13 protein-coding genes are annotated in these 17,629 nt (G+C 46.2%); 10 read left to right on the top strand and 3 right to left on the bottom strand.

All coding sequences use genetic code 11. The features are described 5' to 3' along the window. Positions 1–261 precede the first annotated feature (261 nt). The 8 genes from H3V14_RS03915 (at position 262) to H3V14_RS03880 (ending at position 11,818) form a co-directional block, all read left to right on the top strand. A complete protein-coding gene (locus H3V14_RS03915; RefSeq protein WP_198226784.1) occupies positions 262–660 on the top strand; it encodes a cupin domain-containing protein in 399 nt (132 codons plus the stop codon). A gap of 917 nt (positions 661–1,577) precedes the next feature. Next, positions 1,578–4,121: a TonB-dependent receptor domain-containing protein gene (locus H3V14_RS03910; RefSeq protein ID WP_246784990.1), complete on the top strand. Its 2,544-nt coding sequence runs from the start codon at positions 1,578–1,580 to the stop codon at positions 4,119–4,121. Between the two features lie 63 nt (positions 4,122–4,184). Continuing rightward, a complete protein-coding gene (locus H3V14_RS03905; RefSeq protein WP_198226782.1) occupies positions 4,185–5,807 on the top strand; it encodes an alpha/beta hydrolase in 1,623 nt (540 codons plus the stop codon). A 2-nt stretch (positions 5,808–5,809) separates the two neighbouring features. Then, positions 5,810–6,739, top strand: a complete 930-nt coding sequence (locus tag H3V14_RS03900) for a siderophore ABC transporter substrate-binding protein (RefSeq protein WP_198211997.1) — start codon at positions 5,810–5,812, stop codon at positions 6,737–6,739. Positions 6,740–6,841: 102 nt separating this feature from the next. Beyond that, entirely contained in the window at positions 6,842–7,825 is a 984-nt protein-coding gene (locus H3V14_RS03895) for an ABC transporter permease (RefSeq protein ID WP_210326541.1), read from the top strand. 580 nt (positions 7,826–8,405) lie between these two features. Beyond that, positions 8,406–9,356: an iron chelate uptake ABC transporter family permease subunit gene (locus H3V14_RS03890; protein ID WP_198227137.1), complete on the top strand. Its 951-nt coding sequence runs from the start codon at positions 8,406–8,408 to the stop codon at positions 9,354–9,356. Then, positions 9,353–10,111: an ABC transporter ATP-binding protein gene (locus H3V14_RS03885; protein WP_075868999.1), complete on the top strand. Its 759-nt coding sequence runs from the start codon at positions 9,353–9,355 to the stop codon at positions 10,109–10,111. The genes H3V14_RS03890 and H3V14_RS03885 overlap by 4 nt, the downstream gene beginning before the upstream one ends. 342 nt (positions 10,112–10,453) lie before the next feature. Further along, on the top strand, positions 10,454–11,818 hold the full coding sequence (locus H3V14_RS03880) for an MFS transporter (protein ID WP_198226780.1): 1,365 nt from the start codon (positions 10,454–10,456) through the stop codon (positions 11,816–11,818). A 120-nt stretch (positions 11,819–11,938) separates the two neighbouring features. Here H3V14_RS03880 and H3V14_RS03875 read toward each other — a convergent pair whose 3' ends face one another. After that, positions 11,939–13,579: a Na+/H+ antiporter gene (locus tag H3V14_RS03875; protein ID WP_198226778.1), complete on the bottom strand. Its 1,641-nt coding sequence runs from the start codon at positions 13,577–13,579 to the stop codon at positions 11,939–11,941. 1,025 nt (positions 13,580–14,604) lie between these two features. Here H3V14_RS03875 and H3V14_RS03870 point away from each other — a divergent pair. Together H3V14_RS03870 and H3V14_RS03865 are read left to right on the top strand one after the other, a co-directional pair. After that, complete coding sequence (locus tag H3V14_RS03870; RefSeq protein ID WP_198226776.1) at positions 14,605–15,324, top strand: hypothetical protein; 720 nt, start codon at positions 14,605–14,607, stop codon at positions 15,322–15,324. Positions 15,325–15,924: 600 nt separating this feature from the next. Beyond that, positions 15,925–16,290 (top strand): hypothetical protein, encoded by a 366-nt coding sequence (locus H3V14_RS03865; protein ID WP_198226774.1) that lies wholly within the window; start codon positions 15,925–15,927, stop codon positions 16,288–16,290. Between the two features lie 71 nt (positions 16,291–16,361). Here the strand turns inward: H3V14_RS03865 and H3V14_RS03860 are convergent, their stop codons facing one another. Both H3V14_RS03860 and H3V14_RS03855 read right to left on the bottom strand, forming a co-directional pair. After that, the gene (locus H3V14_RS03860) at positions 16,362–16,685 is read right to left on the bottom strand and encodes an XRE family transcriptional regulator (protein WP_246784988.1); all 324 of its coding nucleotides are present in this window, start codon (positions 16,683–16,685) and stop codon (positions 16,362–16,364) included. A gap of 60 nt (positions 16,686–16,745) precedes the next feature. Further along, positions 16,746–17,627 (bottom strand): XRE family transcriptional regulator, encoded by an 882-nt coding sequence (locus tag H3V14_RS03855; RefSeq protein ID WP_198226772.1) that lies wholly within the window; start codon positions 17,625–17,627, stop codon positions 16,746–16,748. Positions 17,628–17,629 lie beyond the last annotated feature (2 nt).

The following is a 17,629-nucleotide window of genomic DNA, read 5'->3' as shown; positions in this document are numbered from 1 at the left end:
CGAGAAAGCGGGGCTTGATATTAGCCCCGTTCACAACAAACCCCTTTTCACAACAAGCCTTGTTGGCGCTTGGCTTGACCGAGCGAGCAAAAGCGCTAACCGGCAAAGCCCCATGCGTTTCCAACTAATACTGTTCATACGCTTTCAAAGAGCGTTCGGGAAAAATGTTTGGGAGAATGTTTTTGTTGGCAGCGCTTAAATATTGAAATCCAAAGCAAAGCCGGAAAACATAACCAAACTACATTTCAGGGAAGAAAAACAATGGAAATTAAAAGAAGTGGCAGCCGCCCTTCCGGCAAGGTTCCGGACGAGTTTTTTACCGGTCGGGTGAGACTTGATCCGGCAATCGACCCGCATCAAGGGTCAAACCTTCTTGCCGGTCATGTTACCTTCGAGCCCGGAGCACGCACGCATTGGCACACGCACCCGAAGGGGCAAGCTCTGATTATCACATTCGGGCGCGGGTTTATCGGCCGCGAAAATGGAGAAGTCAAGGAAGTTTTTGCCGGTGATATTGTCTGGTTTGAACCGGGTGAAAAACATTGGCATGGTGCTTGCCCTGACACGGCAATGTCACATTATGCCATACAGGAAACAGTGGATGGCAAAAGTGCCGACTGGATGGAAGAAGTGACCGATGAGCAATATAAGGGAAAATAAAGAAAGCTGAAATTTTTAAACCTTGCACTTCATCACACCTCTGCATTTCATAAAATGCTGAAATTATAAAATGCTAAAAAGACCGGCAAGAAACTTGATTGCTCCCTTTGAGCAAATGGTGCGCAAATTTTCTTAAAAAGTGTGACAAAGTTTCTTGTTTTCCTTGGAAACTGTTACAAAGTTTCTTGCCGGAAATGAAAATCACCCATCGAGAGCCTATTGCCTTCAACGTGGCGTGCATAAAACCAAAGTCGTTGTTTAAAACCGGTTTTTTTAAAAATTCGGGCTTTTTGAAAATTGGCTTTTCTGGAAATTCAACACTTCGAAAAGCCGCTCTCCATTTTTCTGTTCTGCCCGCCTGTTTTTTAAAAGCCAAATCGTAACCGGTTCAATCAATTGTCGTGTTGCACACTTGCGGCAAGCAAAGCCCTGATTTTTGGCTGACGAGAACGGGAAAGAACGGATCATGCCGGTTTAATGCCGGATTATAGAGGTTTAAGTTCTTCGGCTCTTTTCATGGACTTTCTTTAAATTTATCTCCGATTTTCGCCGTTTTTTGCTATTTTTTCTGATTGTCGTTCATAATATTTCAACAAGATAACAGTTATTCTGTCGAGTGAATTTCGTGTCTGATCAAAAATATAACGATCGTTCCCTTAGCGATTCGAAAATATATTTTATTTCACCCCTATAAATAAATAGTATAACGATAAATGAAAAACTTTCCACATGCCGGAAGTTGTGTTCTATCCTTTAACGATTTATTTTTTTCCGGGTCTAAGCCCATATTATTAAATGTTTTTTACAGTATATTCGAACTATTCTAAAACTTGAGTGTTGACATTAGGTTTAAATATTTTTTAACTGTTTCTTAATCTATACCTTTTTTATCAACTTTAAAATTCGAGGGATTGCGTATGTCGATCGGGTACGGTGAAGGAGAACATTTTTCAGACGATCAGGGATTTTCGGCTTATCAGAATGTGATGACGGAAAAGAAAATTTTGAAAAGCCACCGAAACATGGCTGCCCAAAGCTTCAGAGCGGAAAACGAAAGCGGTCGGGGAAAAGAATTCAGTGCGGGTGAAAGCTTCGGTGAGGCAAAGAGTTTCAGAGCGGAAAACGAAAACGGTCGGGGGAAAGAATTCAGTGCGGGTGAAAGCCTCTCGGGGGCAAAGAGTTTCAGAGCAAGCCGGAAAATGTTGGTTGCACTTGCTTGCAGCAGTTTTTTTTCAACGAGCCTGTTTTTTGATGGCGCAGCCTTTGCCGAGACCGTCAATAACGAAGTAAAAATTGCCAAAAATGGTAAACAAAGCAAACCCTCTCTTGCGAAAAAAAAGCAAAACGCGAAAGGGGAAAAGGCGGAAAGTGAAAACAGTGAAGCCGCTTCGAATTCCGCTGCTTCGGCTTCAGCTGATAATCAGGCGCCACTTGCCGATGAAGGTACAATGTTGCGCCAAGTGGTGGTGAGTGCGACCGGCTTCGAGCAGAATGTGAAAGATGCACCGGCCAGTATTTCGGTGATCCCGCGCGAGGAAATCGAAAAAGGTTCGTTCCGTGATTTGACCGATGCCTTGAGGAATGTTCAAGGTGTTGCTGTGACGGGGACAGCGGCCGAACAGGATATCTTCATTCGCGGGCTTCCCGGTGCCTATACGCTTATTCTGGTTGACGGCAAACGTCAGAGCACGCGTGAAGCACGCACCAATGGCAATTCCGGTTTCGAGCAGAGTTTCATTCCGCCGGCTGCCGCAATCGAACGGATTGAAGTTGTGCGCGGGCCGATGTCGTCGCTTTACGGCTCGGATGCAATGGGCGGGGTTATCAATATTATCACCCGCAAAGTGCCGCATAAATGGACCGGTTCCTTTACCATTGATGGCACGGCAAACCAGTACAGCAAATTCGGCAATACCGCTCAAGGAAGCTATTATGTCGGCGGCCCTGTGGCGCCCGATGTTGTAGGGTTGCAGCTTTGGGGAAGAGGCTTGGGGCGCGAGGAAGACGATATTATTTCCGGTACACCGAAGAAAAAGGAAATCGACATTACCGGCAAGGTTACCGTAACACCGGACGAAAACAATGACCTCACCTTTGAGGCCGGTCACACGAGATTGCGCCGCTATAGTTCGGTGGGCCACAATATCGAGCGAACCGAAAATATCAGCCGCGCACCTGTTGACACTTATAACAAGAATGATCGTGACCATTGGGTTGTCGGCTATACCGGCCGTTACGGCTTTACCACTGCCGATTTTTCCGTGTTGCAGGAAACCGCAAGCCGCACCAATTACACATGGGACAGCCCGACCCATGATTATGTTGCCAATTTGCGTTCGCCGGAAATACGAAACACCGTTGTCGATGGTAAATTTACCACCCCGTTCGACATTTTCGGCCGCCACACATTGGTAACCGGCGGGCAATTCAACCGAGGGGCATTGACCGACCAGAACCCCGGTATGCGCACCGGACTTGATGAAGAATTTACCATTGAACAATGGGCAGGCTTTGCCGAAGATGAATGGTGGCTCACAGATACATTCTCGCTAACCGGCGGGGTGCGTATGGACCACCACCAGATTTATGGCGAACATTGGAGCCCGCGCGGTTATGCTGTTTGGCATGCCACCGACAATCTGGTTTTCAAAGGCGGTGTTTCAACCGGCTTCAAAGCACCGGAAATTCGTGAAATTGCACCCGGATATGCTTATACAACCGGAGGTGGTAATTGCTTTTACGGGCGCAATCCCCCGAAAGGGCGCAACCGCTGCGGTGTGATTGTCGGTGCCGACAATCTGGAAGCGGAAAAAAGTACCTCTTATGAATTTTCTACCATTTGGGATAATCTTGATAATCTCGAATTGGGGGCAACCTATTTCTACACCGATTTCAAAGACAAAATCACCAACCGGCAGGTTCTGGATAGCAAAGGCAATCCGGTTGAATGGTCGGTTGACCCGAATTATGTGCTTTATGAAAACCTCAATATCGACGATGCTGTGATGCAAGGGGTGGAGCTTACCGGTTCATGGAAACCGATTGATGTTTTGACTATCCGTTCCAATTACACCTATACCCATTCCGAACAAAAGAGCGGCGATTATGAGGGGCTGCCTTTGGCAAGAACGCCAAAACACATGGCCAATCTGCGTGCCGAATGGCAAACACCGATTGAAAAGCTCGAAAGTTTTGCGGCTGCAACCTATCATGGTAAGGAAACCAATGCGGGTTTTAGAACCGGTAGTGCCGGTAAGGCGGTTTACAAAGACGGCAAAATTGTCGGCCGTGAATATGATGATTATGTCACCTTCGATATTGGCGGTTCTTACGCTTTTTCCGAAAATGTCAAACTGAATGCCGCAATCTACAACCTGTTTGACAAGCGTGTGGGTGTTGACCAGTTCAATGATGTGGTGGAAGGCCGACGCCTCTGGTTGAGCATGAACTCGCAATTTTAAAGCCCGGATGAACAGAGTGATGAACTCTTGAAGGACAGGATCAATTTTGAAAGTTCGCGTTTGATGAAAAACATCAAAAACATCATGTGCCGGTTTTTTAAAAACCGGCCTTCCCTGTTTCCGGCAAATGGTCTTTTTACAAAGAATGTTTTTGCTCCGACAAATTCTTTAACTCTGGAAAACGCTCTTTTTCAGGCAATTGTTTTTGTTCGTGAAAAATCTTTGGCTTTGGCAAAACTTGAAAATTTGGCGGAAGCCCGAAGTTTGGAAAGCTGCTTCTCCGGAACACGCCGGTTTATTTCAAGCCCCCGCTTTGTGAGGGAAAAACAGGGGGTAAATGTTCGGGTAGAAAGAATGGGAATTGTTACGGGAGAAAGAGCGGGAATTGTTCCGGCTGAAAAGGCAGGAGATATTCGCGCACAACGGGCGGGCGTTTGCCGCTTGCAAGCCTTGCCATTTTTTTGCTTTTCATTTTCCTGCTTGAAGATGTCTGCTCTTGTTATTGCCGGCCTTTTTTTCGGCCTTTCCTGTAGTTTTGCGAATGTGACAAACAAAAACACAGGAAAAATGCGCATCCTCACCAAAGATATAGAAATTGCCTTGATGGATGGAAATATTGCTTTGTTACCAACTGAAGAAGCGCAAAATCCGGCTGGCAACCAAGAAGATGAAAAGAAAAACAAAGCAGAAAGCCAGACAAAAACCGGCGGGGAAAATTCGGGTAAAATGAATCCAAGCGTCGGGTTTCATGGCGCCGAAAATAACGGTTCTGAGAGCGCCGTGCTTGAAAATGCTGATGAAAAAAGTGATCAAGGGATAAACACCGCACAGGCAACAAGCGAAGAAACAATCAAGGCCGGAAAGAGGCACGAAAACAGCGAGATAAGGCGCTATCGCCTGTTTATCGCTGTGCCGGAAAAGCCGGCACCAAGAGAGGGCTTTCCGCTTGTTTTGCTCCTTGATGGCAACACGACATTCAAGCCCGCAATCAAGCAAGCACCCGATGCCGTAATTGTGGCAATCGGCTATTCCACCGACGAGAAAAAAGAGATTGTAAAACGCCGCTTTTATGACCTCACCTCTTATGCACCGGCCGATAAAATTCCGCTTCGAGAAGGCATGGAAGCGCCGAAAACCGGCGGTGAAGAAGAATTTCGCAGCCTTATCGAAAAAAAGATTTTACCGGAAATACTGATGGAATTGCCGGTCAATCGCGCCAATGTCACGCTCTTTGGCCATTCGCTGGGCGGGCTTTTTGTGATGAAGAGTTTTTTATCAGCCGAAAGTCAAGGTTTTTCCACCTATTGCGCTGCCGACCCGTCTATCTGGTGGAACGGGCATGAATTTATGGAAAAACTTGCCGCCTATAACAAGCCGGAAGGGTTAAAATCACGACTATTGATTGAAACATCGGGCATTAAAACCCATCATAAGAATGTGACTGAATCGAATAAAAAGCCGGTTAAGGATTTACATTCCGGTCCGAATGGCAAAGATGTTTCAGAGATTTTGAGAAAGGCAAAGGCAGTTGACAACACGTTTTACAGCTTTTCCGATAAAAACCACGGCACAATGCTTTCGCCTGCGATCAAAGACTGTCTGCACTTCGCGTTGAATGCGAAAAATTTCAAACAACAAAAATATCCCTACAAACTCCCTTCAACCAGTCGAAAAGAAATGAGGTAAAAATGATTAATAGACGTAATACTCTCGCCGCACTGCTTTTTGGTGCACTGGCTTCCGTTTTGTCATTTCAATCACCGGCAAGTGCCGATGTTGTCATCAAACATGCCGCCGGTGAAACCTCTATTCCCGATAATCCGAAACGGGTTGTGGTGTTCGACCTTGCCACGCTCGACAATATGAACCGGTTAAAAATTGATAATATTGTGGGTGTGCCGGAAGGGATAAAGCCGAAATATCTCGAGCAGTATAATGATGCAAAATACACCAAGGTCGGAACCTTGTTTGAACCCAATTATGAGACAGTGGCAAGCCTGAAGCCTGATCTTATTATTATTGCCGACCGTTCGGCACCGAAATTCAACGATCTTGCAAAAATTGCCCCGACAATCGATTTGTCCGTCAACAATAAACAATATCTTGCCGATGTTGACCGCAATGTGACAATTTTGGGCCAGATTTTTAACAAGCAGAAAGAAGCAAAAGACGAAATCGACAGCCTTAACAAAAAGCTTGAAGAGGTGAAAAAACTTGCGGCTGACAAAGGAACAGGCCTTCTTGTTCTGACCACCGGTGGCAAAATTTCGGCCTTCGGGCCGGGATCGCGTTTCGGCCTGTTGCACTCCGGTTTTGGTGTCAAACCGGCGAACGACAAACTGGAAGTAGGAAATCACGGGCAGATGATTTCACCCGAATTCATTTTGGAAACCAATCCCGACTGGCTCTTTGTGATTGACCGTGATGCAGCCATTGGCCGCGAGGGGGAATCGGCTGCAAAATTGCTTGATAATGCCCTTATCAACAAAACCAACGCGGCCAAGAACAAGCATATCGTTTATCTCGACCCGCAAAACTGGTATCTTATCGGTGGTGGACTTTCGGGTCTTCATGAGACAGCCGATCAACTTGATGACGTATTTTCAAAAGCAAAATAAGCATTTAGCCTGTTGTTGACTGAAAAAGTCATGAAACGGGTTGATTGTTTCAAGCTTTAACGCTTAAACATCGGAAGCAGCAGATTGGTCTGCCGGCTTCTGATGTTTTTTAATCGGGTAAAGATTGAAGTGCGCGCTCTTATTATTGGCATAACGGTTATTATCGTCCTGTCGATTATCAGTATGTTTCTGGGGTTTTCCAGTGTTACCCTCTCCGGCCTTCTTGCCGGTGACGAGCACAGCTTCCTTGTATTTTTCCAAACCCGTGTTCCGCGCACCATTGCACTTATTCTTTCGGGCGCTTCTCTTGCCCTTGCCGGCATGATTATGCAAATGCTGACAAGGAACCGTTTTGTCGAACCTTCAACAGCCGGAACTGTTGAATCGGCCTCGCTCGGCATCCTTGTGGTGATGATATTTGCCCCCGGTCTTGATGTGATTTTAAAAATGCTGGTGGCAGCCCTGTTTGCGCTTTTCGGCTCGCTCATTTTCATGTTTTTATTGCGGCAAATACCGCTTAAATCCGTGCTGATTGTGCCGCTAACAGGTATCATGCTCGGCTATGTGATTGGCGCGCTCACAAATGGCATTGCCGATCAGGAAATGTTGTTGCCTTCGCTGCAATCCTACCTTTTCGGCAGCTTTTCCATGGTGGTTGAAGGCAAATATGAATTACTGTGGCTATCGCTGCCACTTTGCCTTGTTGCCTATCTTGCGGCCGACCGTTTTACCGTTGCCGGTTTTGGCGAGGATTTTTCAAGTAATCTCGGCCTTGATTATAAAAAAGTTATGCTTTTCGGCCTTGTGATTATTTCCATGATAACGGCAACCGTCATTTGCACTGTCGGGCGGATTCCCTTTATCGGCCTTGTTGTGCCCAATATCGTTTCCATTGTCATGGGCGACAATATGCGCCGCACAGCACCTTTTGTTATGATGACTGGTGCGGGACTGGTACTTACCTGCGACATTCTCGGCCGGTTGATGAGCAAATCGGCAGAAATACCGGTTGGAACCATTATGGGGGTTCTTGGCAGTGTGCTTTTCATCGCACTTCTCTTGAAATGGAGAAAGCGCCTTGGCTAGAAAAACACCGGACAATAAAAAGCCCGCTCTCAAAGGTGAAAAGCCACAAAATGCGGCCGGCAATAACGTTACCGAAACAAGTACGGTCGAGTCCGGCATTGCCACGCCCGGCCTTCTTGAAACCGATCAAATCGAAACTGCAATTGGCGAGAATAATTTCACGAAAACAGAAATTATCGAAACGGATGCCAGCACGCCGAATGGTCAAAGAAATGCTTCTGTTAAAGCGGATATTGTCGAAGCAGAAATTGACGAAAAAGATATTGGCGAAGCCGGAATTGGCGAGGCAGGCCTTGACGAAGTCAACATCCTGAACAAGAAAGCCGAAGTCGAAATCCTGAACAAAAAAGCCGAAGTCAAAATCCCGACCGAGGATTTAGACAAGGAAACCGACAGGGATTTAGGCAAGAATTTAGAAAAAGACGCGGGCAAGGAAACAGACGGGCAAAAAAGAAAGAAAGCAAATAGGGAAAATGCAGCCGTTCAATCCGGCTTTATCAGCACCAAAGAAGCGGATTCTTTCAAAACGGCGATTACCGGCACGGGTGCTGCACGTTTGAGCATCAGCAAGCCTGAACACATGAAAGAAATCCGCTCGACACTGCCGCTTGTGATCGGCCTTGGTGTTGTTGCTGCCATTTTTATTGCGCTTTATCTTTCATGGAATATGTCGGTTGTGATCTGGCCGTTTCGTTTGGGAAAACTCGTTTCGCTTATTCTGATTGCCTATACCATTGCTGTCTCGACGGTGCTTTTCCAGACGGTTTCCAACAACCGCATTCTTACCCCCTCAATTATGGGGTTTGACCAGCTTTATATCCTCATCCAGACGGTGGTGGTTTATTTTGTCGGCTCGACCGTTATTTACGGGGTGAGCGACGAAGTGCGTTTCATCGCTGTGGCGCTTATTCTGACACTGTTTTCGACAAGCCTTTTCACATGGCTCTTTTCCGGAACCATCAAGGGGCTCCATATGACACTTTTGATCGGGGTTGTGTTTGGCGGCTTGTTCTTCAGCTTGCGCATGTTGTTGCAATTGCAACTGAACCCCGATGAGGCGGTCAACCTCACCGATGTGATGTTTGCCAATTTCAACCGCTTCAACACCAATCTCATCGGCATTGCAGTGATTATTGTTGTGATTGTTTCCCTGATCGGCTGGCGCATGCGCTATCTTTTCGATGTGCTGATACTGGGGCGCGATATGGCAATCAATCTCGGTGTCGATTATAAACAGGCCGTTACGCGCATTCTTGTGCTGGTTTCGATTATGGTTGCTGTTTCAACCGCACTTGTGGGGCCGGTCACCTTTTTCGGTCTTCTGGTTGCAAGCCTTGCCTACCAGTTTACGCCGACAGCCAAACATATGAGCGTGTTACCGGTTGCCATTCTGCTTTCGATTATTTTCCTTGTCGGCGGCCAATTCATTCTTGAACAGCTTTTCAATATGGCAAGCCGGTTGAGCTTTATTATCGAATTTGTTGGCGGCATTGTGTTTTTGACCCTGCTCATCAAGGGGAAATTGAGATGATTGAAATTAGCCATGTATCCAAAAGCTATGACGACAATAGCATTATCGAGGATTTGTCGCTTCAAATCCCGAAAGGCGGAATGGTTTCGATTATCGGCCCGAATGGTGCGGGTAAATCCACACTTCTAACCATGATAAGCCGCCTGCTGCCGATCACAAAGGGTAGAATTACGGTTGACGGAATTGATGTGACAAAGGCCAAAGGGGCCGATTTTGCCAAACGGCTTTCTATTTTGCGACAGGAAAACACGCTCACAGCGCGCATCACTGTGGAAGATCTTGTAAGCTTCGGCCGCTACCCCTATTCGCACGGTGTCTTGACCAAAGAAGACAAGACATTTGTCGATAATGCCATAAGCTATCTGGGGCTGGACCCTTATCGCAAACGTTTTCTTGATGAATTGTCGGGCGGGCAAAGACAACGCGCTTTCGTTGCCATGGTGATTTCTCAAAACACCGACTACATCCTGCTCGACGAGCCATTGAACAATCTTGATATGCGCCATGCCGTTTCAATGATGAAGCGGCTTCGCAATGCGGCCGACGAATTGGGCAAAACCATTATTATGGTGATGCATGACCTCAATTTTGCTTCTTGTTATTCCGATCTCATCATTGCTTTGAAAGAAGGAAAACTCGTCTATTCCGGTGCCCCCGAAAATGTCATGAAAGATGAAATCCTTTCGGCAATTTATGATATCGACATCAAGGTCAAAGATATAGACGGGCAGAAAATTGCCGTTTATTACCGCTAGATCGACCTCAAAAAAAACTCTGCCACCCTTAAACTTTTAAAGGTGAGAAAGATAAAAGTCTTTAAAAAGCGACCGGTCAAAGAAAATCAAAACCATCAAGGCGAAAAGACGGGTAAAAAAGAATAAATAGGGAAAAATCAATAAAACGCGGGAAGAACAATAAAACGTAAGAAAATAAGGGCAAAAAACAATTGCCCGAAAAATGTGTTGGAATGATTTTCTTCACAAAAATATTCTTGTGCTTTTAGAGCCTATTCATGTTTATAGTCATGGGGCAAAAAGCTTGGCCGGAAAGACGGCTGACACAAGGTTGAAGTTCGCATTGTTAAAGAGACATCGCACGTGAATAGAAATGCTGAAGTAACAAAATCCTATAAATTGGCCGCTATTTTTGCGATTTGCCTCGGCGTTATCATGGCAATGATCGACACCGGTATTACCAATACCGCCCTTCCCACAATTGCACAGGAATTCAAAACCAGCGAAGCTTCAACCGTTTGGGCGGTGACAGCCTATCTTCTCGCCATGGTTGCAATGACTCTTCCCTTCGCCAGCCTTGGCGAGGTGATCGGTTTTCGCATTATTTTCATTGTCGGGCTCATGGTTTTCACCCTCGCTTCGCTTCTTTGCGGGCTTTCATGGTCGCTTCCAACACTGGTTGGCGCACGCATTTTGCAAGGTATTGGTGCGGCCGGAATATTAAGTACGAACCTTCCCCTTATCCGCTTTACTTTTCCGCCGCAAAAACTGGGTGTCGGGCTTGGTATCAATGCCATTTGCATGGGAGTGGGCTTTTCTTTAGGGCCAACACTCGCCTCGCTTATTTTGTGGTTTACCACCTGGCACTGGTTGTTTTTGATGAATGTTCCACTTGGCCTTGTGGCACTTGCCATATCCTTCCATTCACTGCCGAAAACGCCTTTGAGCCACTATCGTTTTGACAATCTTGCCGCCTGTTTTTGCGGCATCGGTTTTGCCGCGCTTATTTTCGGCATTGGTGAATGTGCGCACCGCCAGCCGCTTTCCATGATTATTCCGACCTTTGTCATTTCATTTGTTGCCATTTTTGCCCTTGTCATTCGCCAGAAAAACCACCCTGCCCCGTTTCTGGCCTTTGATCTTTTTTCCTCGCGGATTTTTACTCTTTCCATTCTTGCAGTCCTTTTTGCCTTTATCGCGCAAGGGATTGCTTTTGTGGCGCTTCCCTTTTCGTTCCAGATGTTGATGCATAAAAGCCAGTTTGCCACCGGCTTTCTCATTGCGCCGTGGCCTGCTTGCGCAGCACTCACCTCAACCTTTACCGGCAGGCTTTCCGACCATTTTTCACCGGTTCTGCTTGTGGCTATTGGTATGCTTTTATGTGCAAGCGGAATGTTTTCGTTAAGCCTTCTTGGTGAGGGAACGCCGGTTCTTGTGATTGTGATCTGCATGATGGTGTGTGGTTGCGGCATGGGGTTTTTCAATGCCCCCAACCAGCGCGTTATCATGCTTTCAGCACCTTCTGACAGAAGTGGCGCAGCCGGTGGTATTATGGGCATAGCAAGGCTTATCGGCCAATCGGTGGGAAGCACACTTGTTGCATTCTTCCTGATTGTCTCTTCCCATTACGGCTCGCGCTATGCTTTGTGGTGCGGCACGTCCTGTTTTTTACTTGCTGTATTGACCGGCGGCTTGCGGCTAACAAGCGGAAAAGCCAAAAAATCATAAAGCCTGCTTACTGTTTTTGGCTGTTCTTTTTAGGCCAGTCTTTTCTACCATTTAGGCAACACCCTGCAGGCCTCACGGTTTGAACCGCCCGGGCAATAAAGCCGTTTCAAAATTCTACCCTCAACCGTTTGAAAAGCGGGTTTCCAGAAGATCGACTTCACGGATCAATTTTGCGGTTGTTTCTTCCGAAAGCTGGTGACGACGGCCGAAAGCAAAATAGGTCTGGCGTTCGGCTTTCAAAGCTTCAAGGCGCAAACGCCGCTCGATTTCGGCAACCTTCTGCGTATTGATCGCATCGGCATCCGAAACATTCTGGTCAGCCAGTCTTTCACGATAGTTCGACATGACGCGCGCGCCGGCTGTCGTATAAAGGTCGGCATCGCTGCGGCCTTCGCCCCAATTGTGCACCGCCTGTTCAACCGCTTTGATGGCCGCCTCGGCAGCGGCAATATGGGCACGTTCTTCTTCCTTCTGGTGGGAAGGTTCGGGCGGCAATTCCAAACCTTTAAGGAGATAGGGAAGCGAAACGCTTGCCATGACAAGCGAAATCAGGATGACACCGGTTGCCAGAAATATTGCAAGGTCGCGTGCAGGAAATGGCGAGCCATCGGGCAAGAAAAGCGGCAATGTCAAAACACCGGCAAGAGTGACTGTGCCACGAACACCGGCAAGCGATGTCACAGCAACGAGCCGCCAGCTTGGCACAAACGGTTTGAAACCGTGCCGATAGGCACGTGCAAGCGTAAAACGCAATGATACCCATACCCAGATAAATCTGAGCAAAGCCAATGCCAGATTGATCGCTATGACATAAACCACAAGCCAGACCGGTTCATGATGGCCGGTTTCCTGAACCACAATTGCCGCGCCGCTCACAATATGGGGAAGTTGTTCACCCAAAATGACGAAGATGACACCATTGGCAACAAATTGCACTGTGTCCCAAACGGCAAGCCTGCGAATGCGCGTTAAAGCAAGGTTGCGCAAACTGTCTTCGGTAAAGCTCATGGAAATACCGGCAGCAACTGCGGCAAGGATTCCCGATGCATCCACCTGTTCGGCGGCAAGATAAGCAGCAAAAGGTGTAAGCAGGCTTACGACAATGTGGGAACCGGTTTCTTCACCGAATTTATTGTTCCAGAAAGTGCTGACCCAAGTGACACAAAAGGTCGTTGCTGCCCCGATAATAAGACCGGCAACAGCTGTCCATAAAAAGGTTCCGAAAGCGGCAAGGAGCGAAAACGAGCCCGTCATGGCAGCAGCAACAGCAAAGCGCATACTGACCAGACCCGATGCATCGTTCAACAGCGATTCACCTTCCAGAATATGCATCAGGCGCTTCGGGATAGGCGAACGTTTGGCAATTGCTGTAACGGCCACAGGATCGGTTGGCGAAACAATGGCAGCAAGCGCAAACGCCACCGAAAGCGGCATGGCCGGAATCATCCAATAGGTGAAAAAGCCGACGCCAAGAACTGTAAAAACAACAAGCCCCAAAGCCATTTCAAGCACTGTCCAGCGGTCGCGTCTCAAACCGTCTTTGGGAATGCGCCAGCCGTCAAGAAATAAAAGTGGCGGCAAAAACAGAAGGAAAAACATTTCGGGCCGCAATTTTACGCCCATGTCGCCAGCAAGTGAAACCAGTACACCGACAGCAATCTGGATAAGTGGTAACGGAATGGGCAAAGGAAGTGCGCGCGATATTGCGCCGCTGAAAACAACAGCAACAAGCAATATCAATATCACAACAACCGATTCCACCCTTGAACCCTTTCACAGACAAAACGTTTCGATGCAATTTAGGCAATGAACAGTTTCAATAAGATAAACAAAAAACCGGAACTCATGAAAGAAGCCTGAAAAAATTCTTCTGCTTGATCCGGATCCATGTCATGAGCGGCAATAATGGTAAATTGTAGGCAGTCTTTCTTCTATTCAATGAAAAATAATGGTACTTCATCAAAATTCTGTAACTCTTTGAAATCTGACTGTTACCCGAAAAAACATCCACTCAAAGAAACGCGCCGTCAGTTGCGGCTTTTTCAGACTTTTCAAAAAATGCTTAATCATGATGTTTTTATGTTGAGAAGAGTTTGCCCGACTTTTTAAAAGCAATGCGCCATGTTCCATATTGTTGGCTTGCTGTGCAATGTTGCGGATGTTTAAAAAACGCATAATTGGAAAAGGCTTTTATCATCTTGGGCTTTTATATTTTGAATAAGTCTGCCCTCCCTTCAATCAAAAGAATGGAACACAAAAAAACGGCTGAGTTCGCGGCTTGCGGGTCAAAGCCATGACGGATTTTAAAAAACGAAATCGTAATATTTCCCCTCTTGCCGACACCCTGTTCAAACTTTTTAAAAAGACCGATAAAATAGGAAGCCCGTTAATCGGTCTTCCCCTTCCCCGTCATCAAGAGGTTTTATCGTCCTTGATGCGTGGGGAAAAGACCGGTTTTTACAGGGAATGGAGGCTATTTTCACTTTTCCATTTCTTTTTTATTTACCGCAATTTTTCACCTTCAAAACAAAACAGATTAGCGTGTTTAAGGCTTTTTTATAGAAATTCCGGTCTTATTATCCGCACAATAGCTTTGAGTGAACAGTAATAAAGAAATTCATTTCATAATTTCGGCATGTTTGTTCAAGTGTTAATTTTATTAAAAACGTATTTTATATTTTATAATTTGTTATAAAATTAAAATATGATAGTATTTATCAGATGCTTAGAGGTTTAACAATATTGTGTAGCATGTAAATTCGGGTAACAATACGGGAGAAACAGTGATGGCGATGACACCGGTTCAGAATTTGAAATTCGCTTCTGTCCAAATCTTGCAGGAGAGGATTGATCAGAACGAACAACAGGCCAAACGCGCTCCCACGACGACAGAACAGATTTTTAAAGCCAAAGAAACAGGCTCTCCTTTGAAAGCGGAAGAAAAGTCGACTTATGACAAAATACGGAGCAAGATTGCAGGCGCTACGGTATTTGATAATAGCCGCATGAGCAAAACCGAATTCAAAGCAAAAATACTGAAAGAAATAGCAAGCAGCCTCGGCATTGATCTTGATAAAGGTGGAGCAGATCTTAAACGTCTGGCCAAGTTTATCCGCGGCAAATTGGCTTACATGAAATCTCAAGACCCGGTAGGTTATGAAGAATTTATGGAAGGCATCACTAAAAGGCTCGGCCTTGATAAATTAGGCTTGAAGGCGGAAGACGTTGTCGAGGCAATGGCTGACCCATCTTCACAAAAGGCGGAAGAAGTTGACCAAATGCTTGATGTCTATTTCGGGAAAGATGGTGAAGCCTCTTCTGAGATTGACAGTGAACTCAACGATATCAAAGAAGTTCTGAACCGGAACGGCGGCACTTCCACAACCAGACAAGCGGCCGAACAACTTGTCAGTGCTCAATCCAATGCTTCCGGGCCAAACGAGATTTTGACCGACCAGCCGACCGGCACTTATATGCCGAAAAGCTTCCCGCCAGCACGTAAATAACTGCTTTTGGCATAGACCGGACGACCGCTTGTTTTTTAAAAAACGGCATTTTCCGAACGTTTGTGCTTTCGGATGAAAAATCGGCGTGAGGAATGGCAGCAGCTCTTCATTCAAGACAAAGCGGAACATCCGGAACCGGTAAAACCGGAAACCGGTGGGACTGACCTTTTAAAACTGAAAAACGAGCCGTAAAAAGCAGCAAAACACCGGCATTAGGGAAATGCTGTTCGGGCTTTAACGATAGAGTTTTTATGCAAGCTCGGTAATTTTTTCTACCCGCGAATGGTTCTTCAAGCTTTTCAGATAAGGCTTGTTATTACCTCAAAAAAAGCGATTTCCGGAAATATTGGCAGATTTTACGAAGTTTTTTGTGGCGCCGATAAACAACCGATTATGTCGGTTCTTCACATAATATGCCCATCACTCATGTAACGTCCGATCGGCTATCGCTTCTTCGTCCACTCAATCGATTTCATGTAAACTATGTGCACAGTCAAACTGTTCATCAATTAAAAGCAAAAATTATTTTTCGGATATTTTTTCTTGTAGGATAGCTCTTACAATGCGGCGACGGTTGTATTTTGATGACAGGGAAATGGATTGGATACTCAAAATAAAATGGATTTGGAAAATAAAATAAAATCGTGGGTGAAAGACCAATTAGTTACTATGCCCCGAGGCGCCAAGAAAAAGCTGGCAGATTATTTAAAGATAACCCCTACCCAATTAACGCGCTTGTTGAACCTAGAGGCTGGTAAAGAACCCCGCTCAATGCGGGTGGAAGAGTTTTTGAAGATAGTCGAATTTTTTGGTAAATGGCCAGACAATTTAACGTCGCCGATTTTCCCTGATAGCAGGAAACAACACCTATTAGCTATGTTTGACTCTGTTTCGCCCGAATGGCAGCAAGCGATCATTGCGATGGTTGAGGCGTTAGTCCAGAGCCACAAAAGCCCTGAGAACTGACCACACCCCGCCTCGTTCATTCTTCGACCGTTTTTTACAGAAAAGTGCCAAAGAGCGGCCAGATATTTTATTCATTTTGCGCCGGTTATTGCGCGCAAAAGCGTCAAGATTGCAGCTCGCATGTCAGGTGAGGCCTGCGAGAAAAGCTTGAGAAATTTTTCTCCTTCAGCAGAAATATCAATACCGTATAAAACATAAGAAACGCTTGTACCCACTTCTGCACATATTTCCGCGAGCGCTTCAGCGCGTGGGTTTTTCTTTTCTTTCATAATTGAAAAAACATAGCCGGGAGCTTTGCCGCAAGCGAGAGAAATCGCGCGCATCGATTTGCCGCTCTCTTCGATTTTTTGTGACAAACGCGCACGCCAGTCGTCCAAAGTTTGTGGTTGTGACAAAATTTCCTCCTACACATTCATAACAGAGTGTCGGCAAGGGTTGTGCTCTACACCCATTCTTTAACTCGCCCTGTAGCCTACATTTTTATCAACATGGCGCAGTGTTTGACGTGGTAAAACTGCAAATATCTCGCCTATCCATTCCAACGTAACGTTTTCTATCGGTCTGGCATTCCACGAAATAAGATTGACGCCTTCTGCACCGCGCATAATCGTCTTAATGAAACGGCGACGATCACTTGTTTGAACAACAGCTTCTTCACCATAAAAAGCTTCAAGTGGCTTCGTCTGGTCTCGGTATACGATGATGATATGGCCTTCCCGATAAACCGGCAGCATCAAATCCCCGCGAACCCGAAAAGCCACCATATCAGCAGGCATTGGAAAGGGGATCTCGATGACACCTAATCCGTCGGGTGGCATCTCCCCAAAATCCGGCTTAATTTTTGCCCCTGCTCCGACATATCCCATCAAGGGAACATAGCTTTTAGACAGGCTTTCCGTGTTTCGGGTAATCTCGCTTTTTCCAGTGATAGCGTTATAAATTTCAGTTATTTTATCGCGGTGCTCCCCACGTGGGTCTGCTCCTGAAAACCACCGGCTGACACATGCTTGCGTCACTGAAAGCTTTTCTGCAAGATCAGCTTGCCTCCAGCCGGTTGCTTTCATAATAAAGCTTAATTTTTCGTCGATTTTTCTTTTATAGCGATTGCCGACCGCATCTTTTCTTCCGCTTAACAACCAATCTGTTGTAACACCAAACCGCTTTGCATATAGCTCTAACGTATTGCGGCTAATCCCTCGATTACCATTTTCATGGCCAGCATAAGTACGATAATTCATGCCTAAAGCCGTAGCTGCTTCGGTAGCAGAGAGAAAACCGGCGGCTTTTCTCGCTGCTTTTAGTCTATTGCCGATTTCTTTGTTCTTCTCTTCTTCCATGC

This window comes from Bartonella sp. W8151 (genome assembly GCF_016100385.1).
GTDB lineage: Bacteria > Pseudomonadota > Alphaproteobacteria > Rhizobiales > Rhizobiaceae > Bartonella > Bartonella apis.
This window is presented reverse-complemented; position numbering and strand designations above follow the sequence as displayed.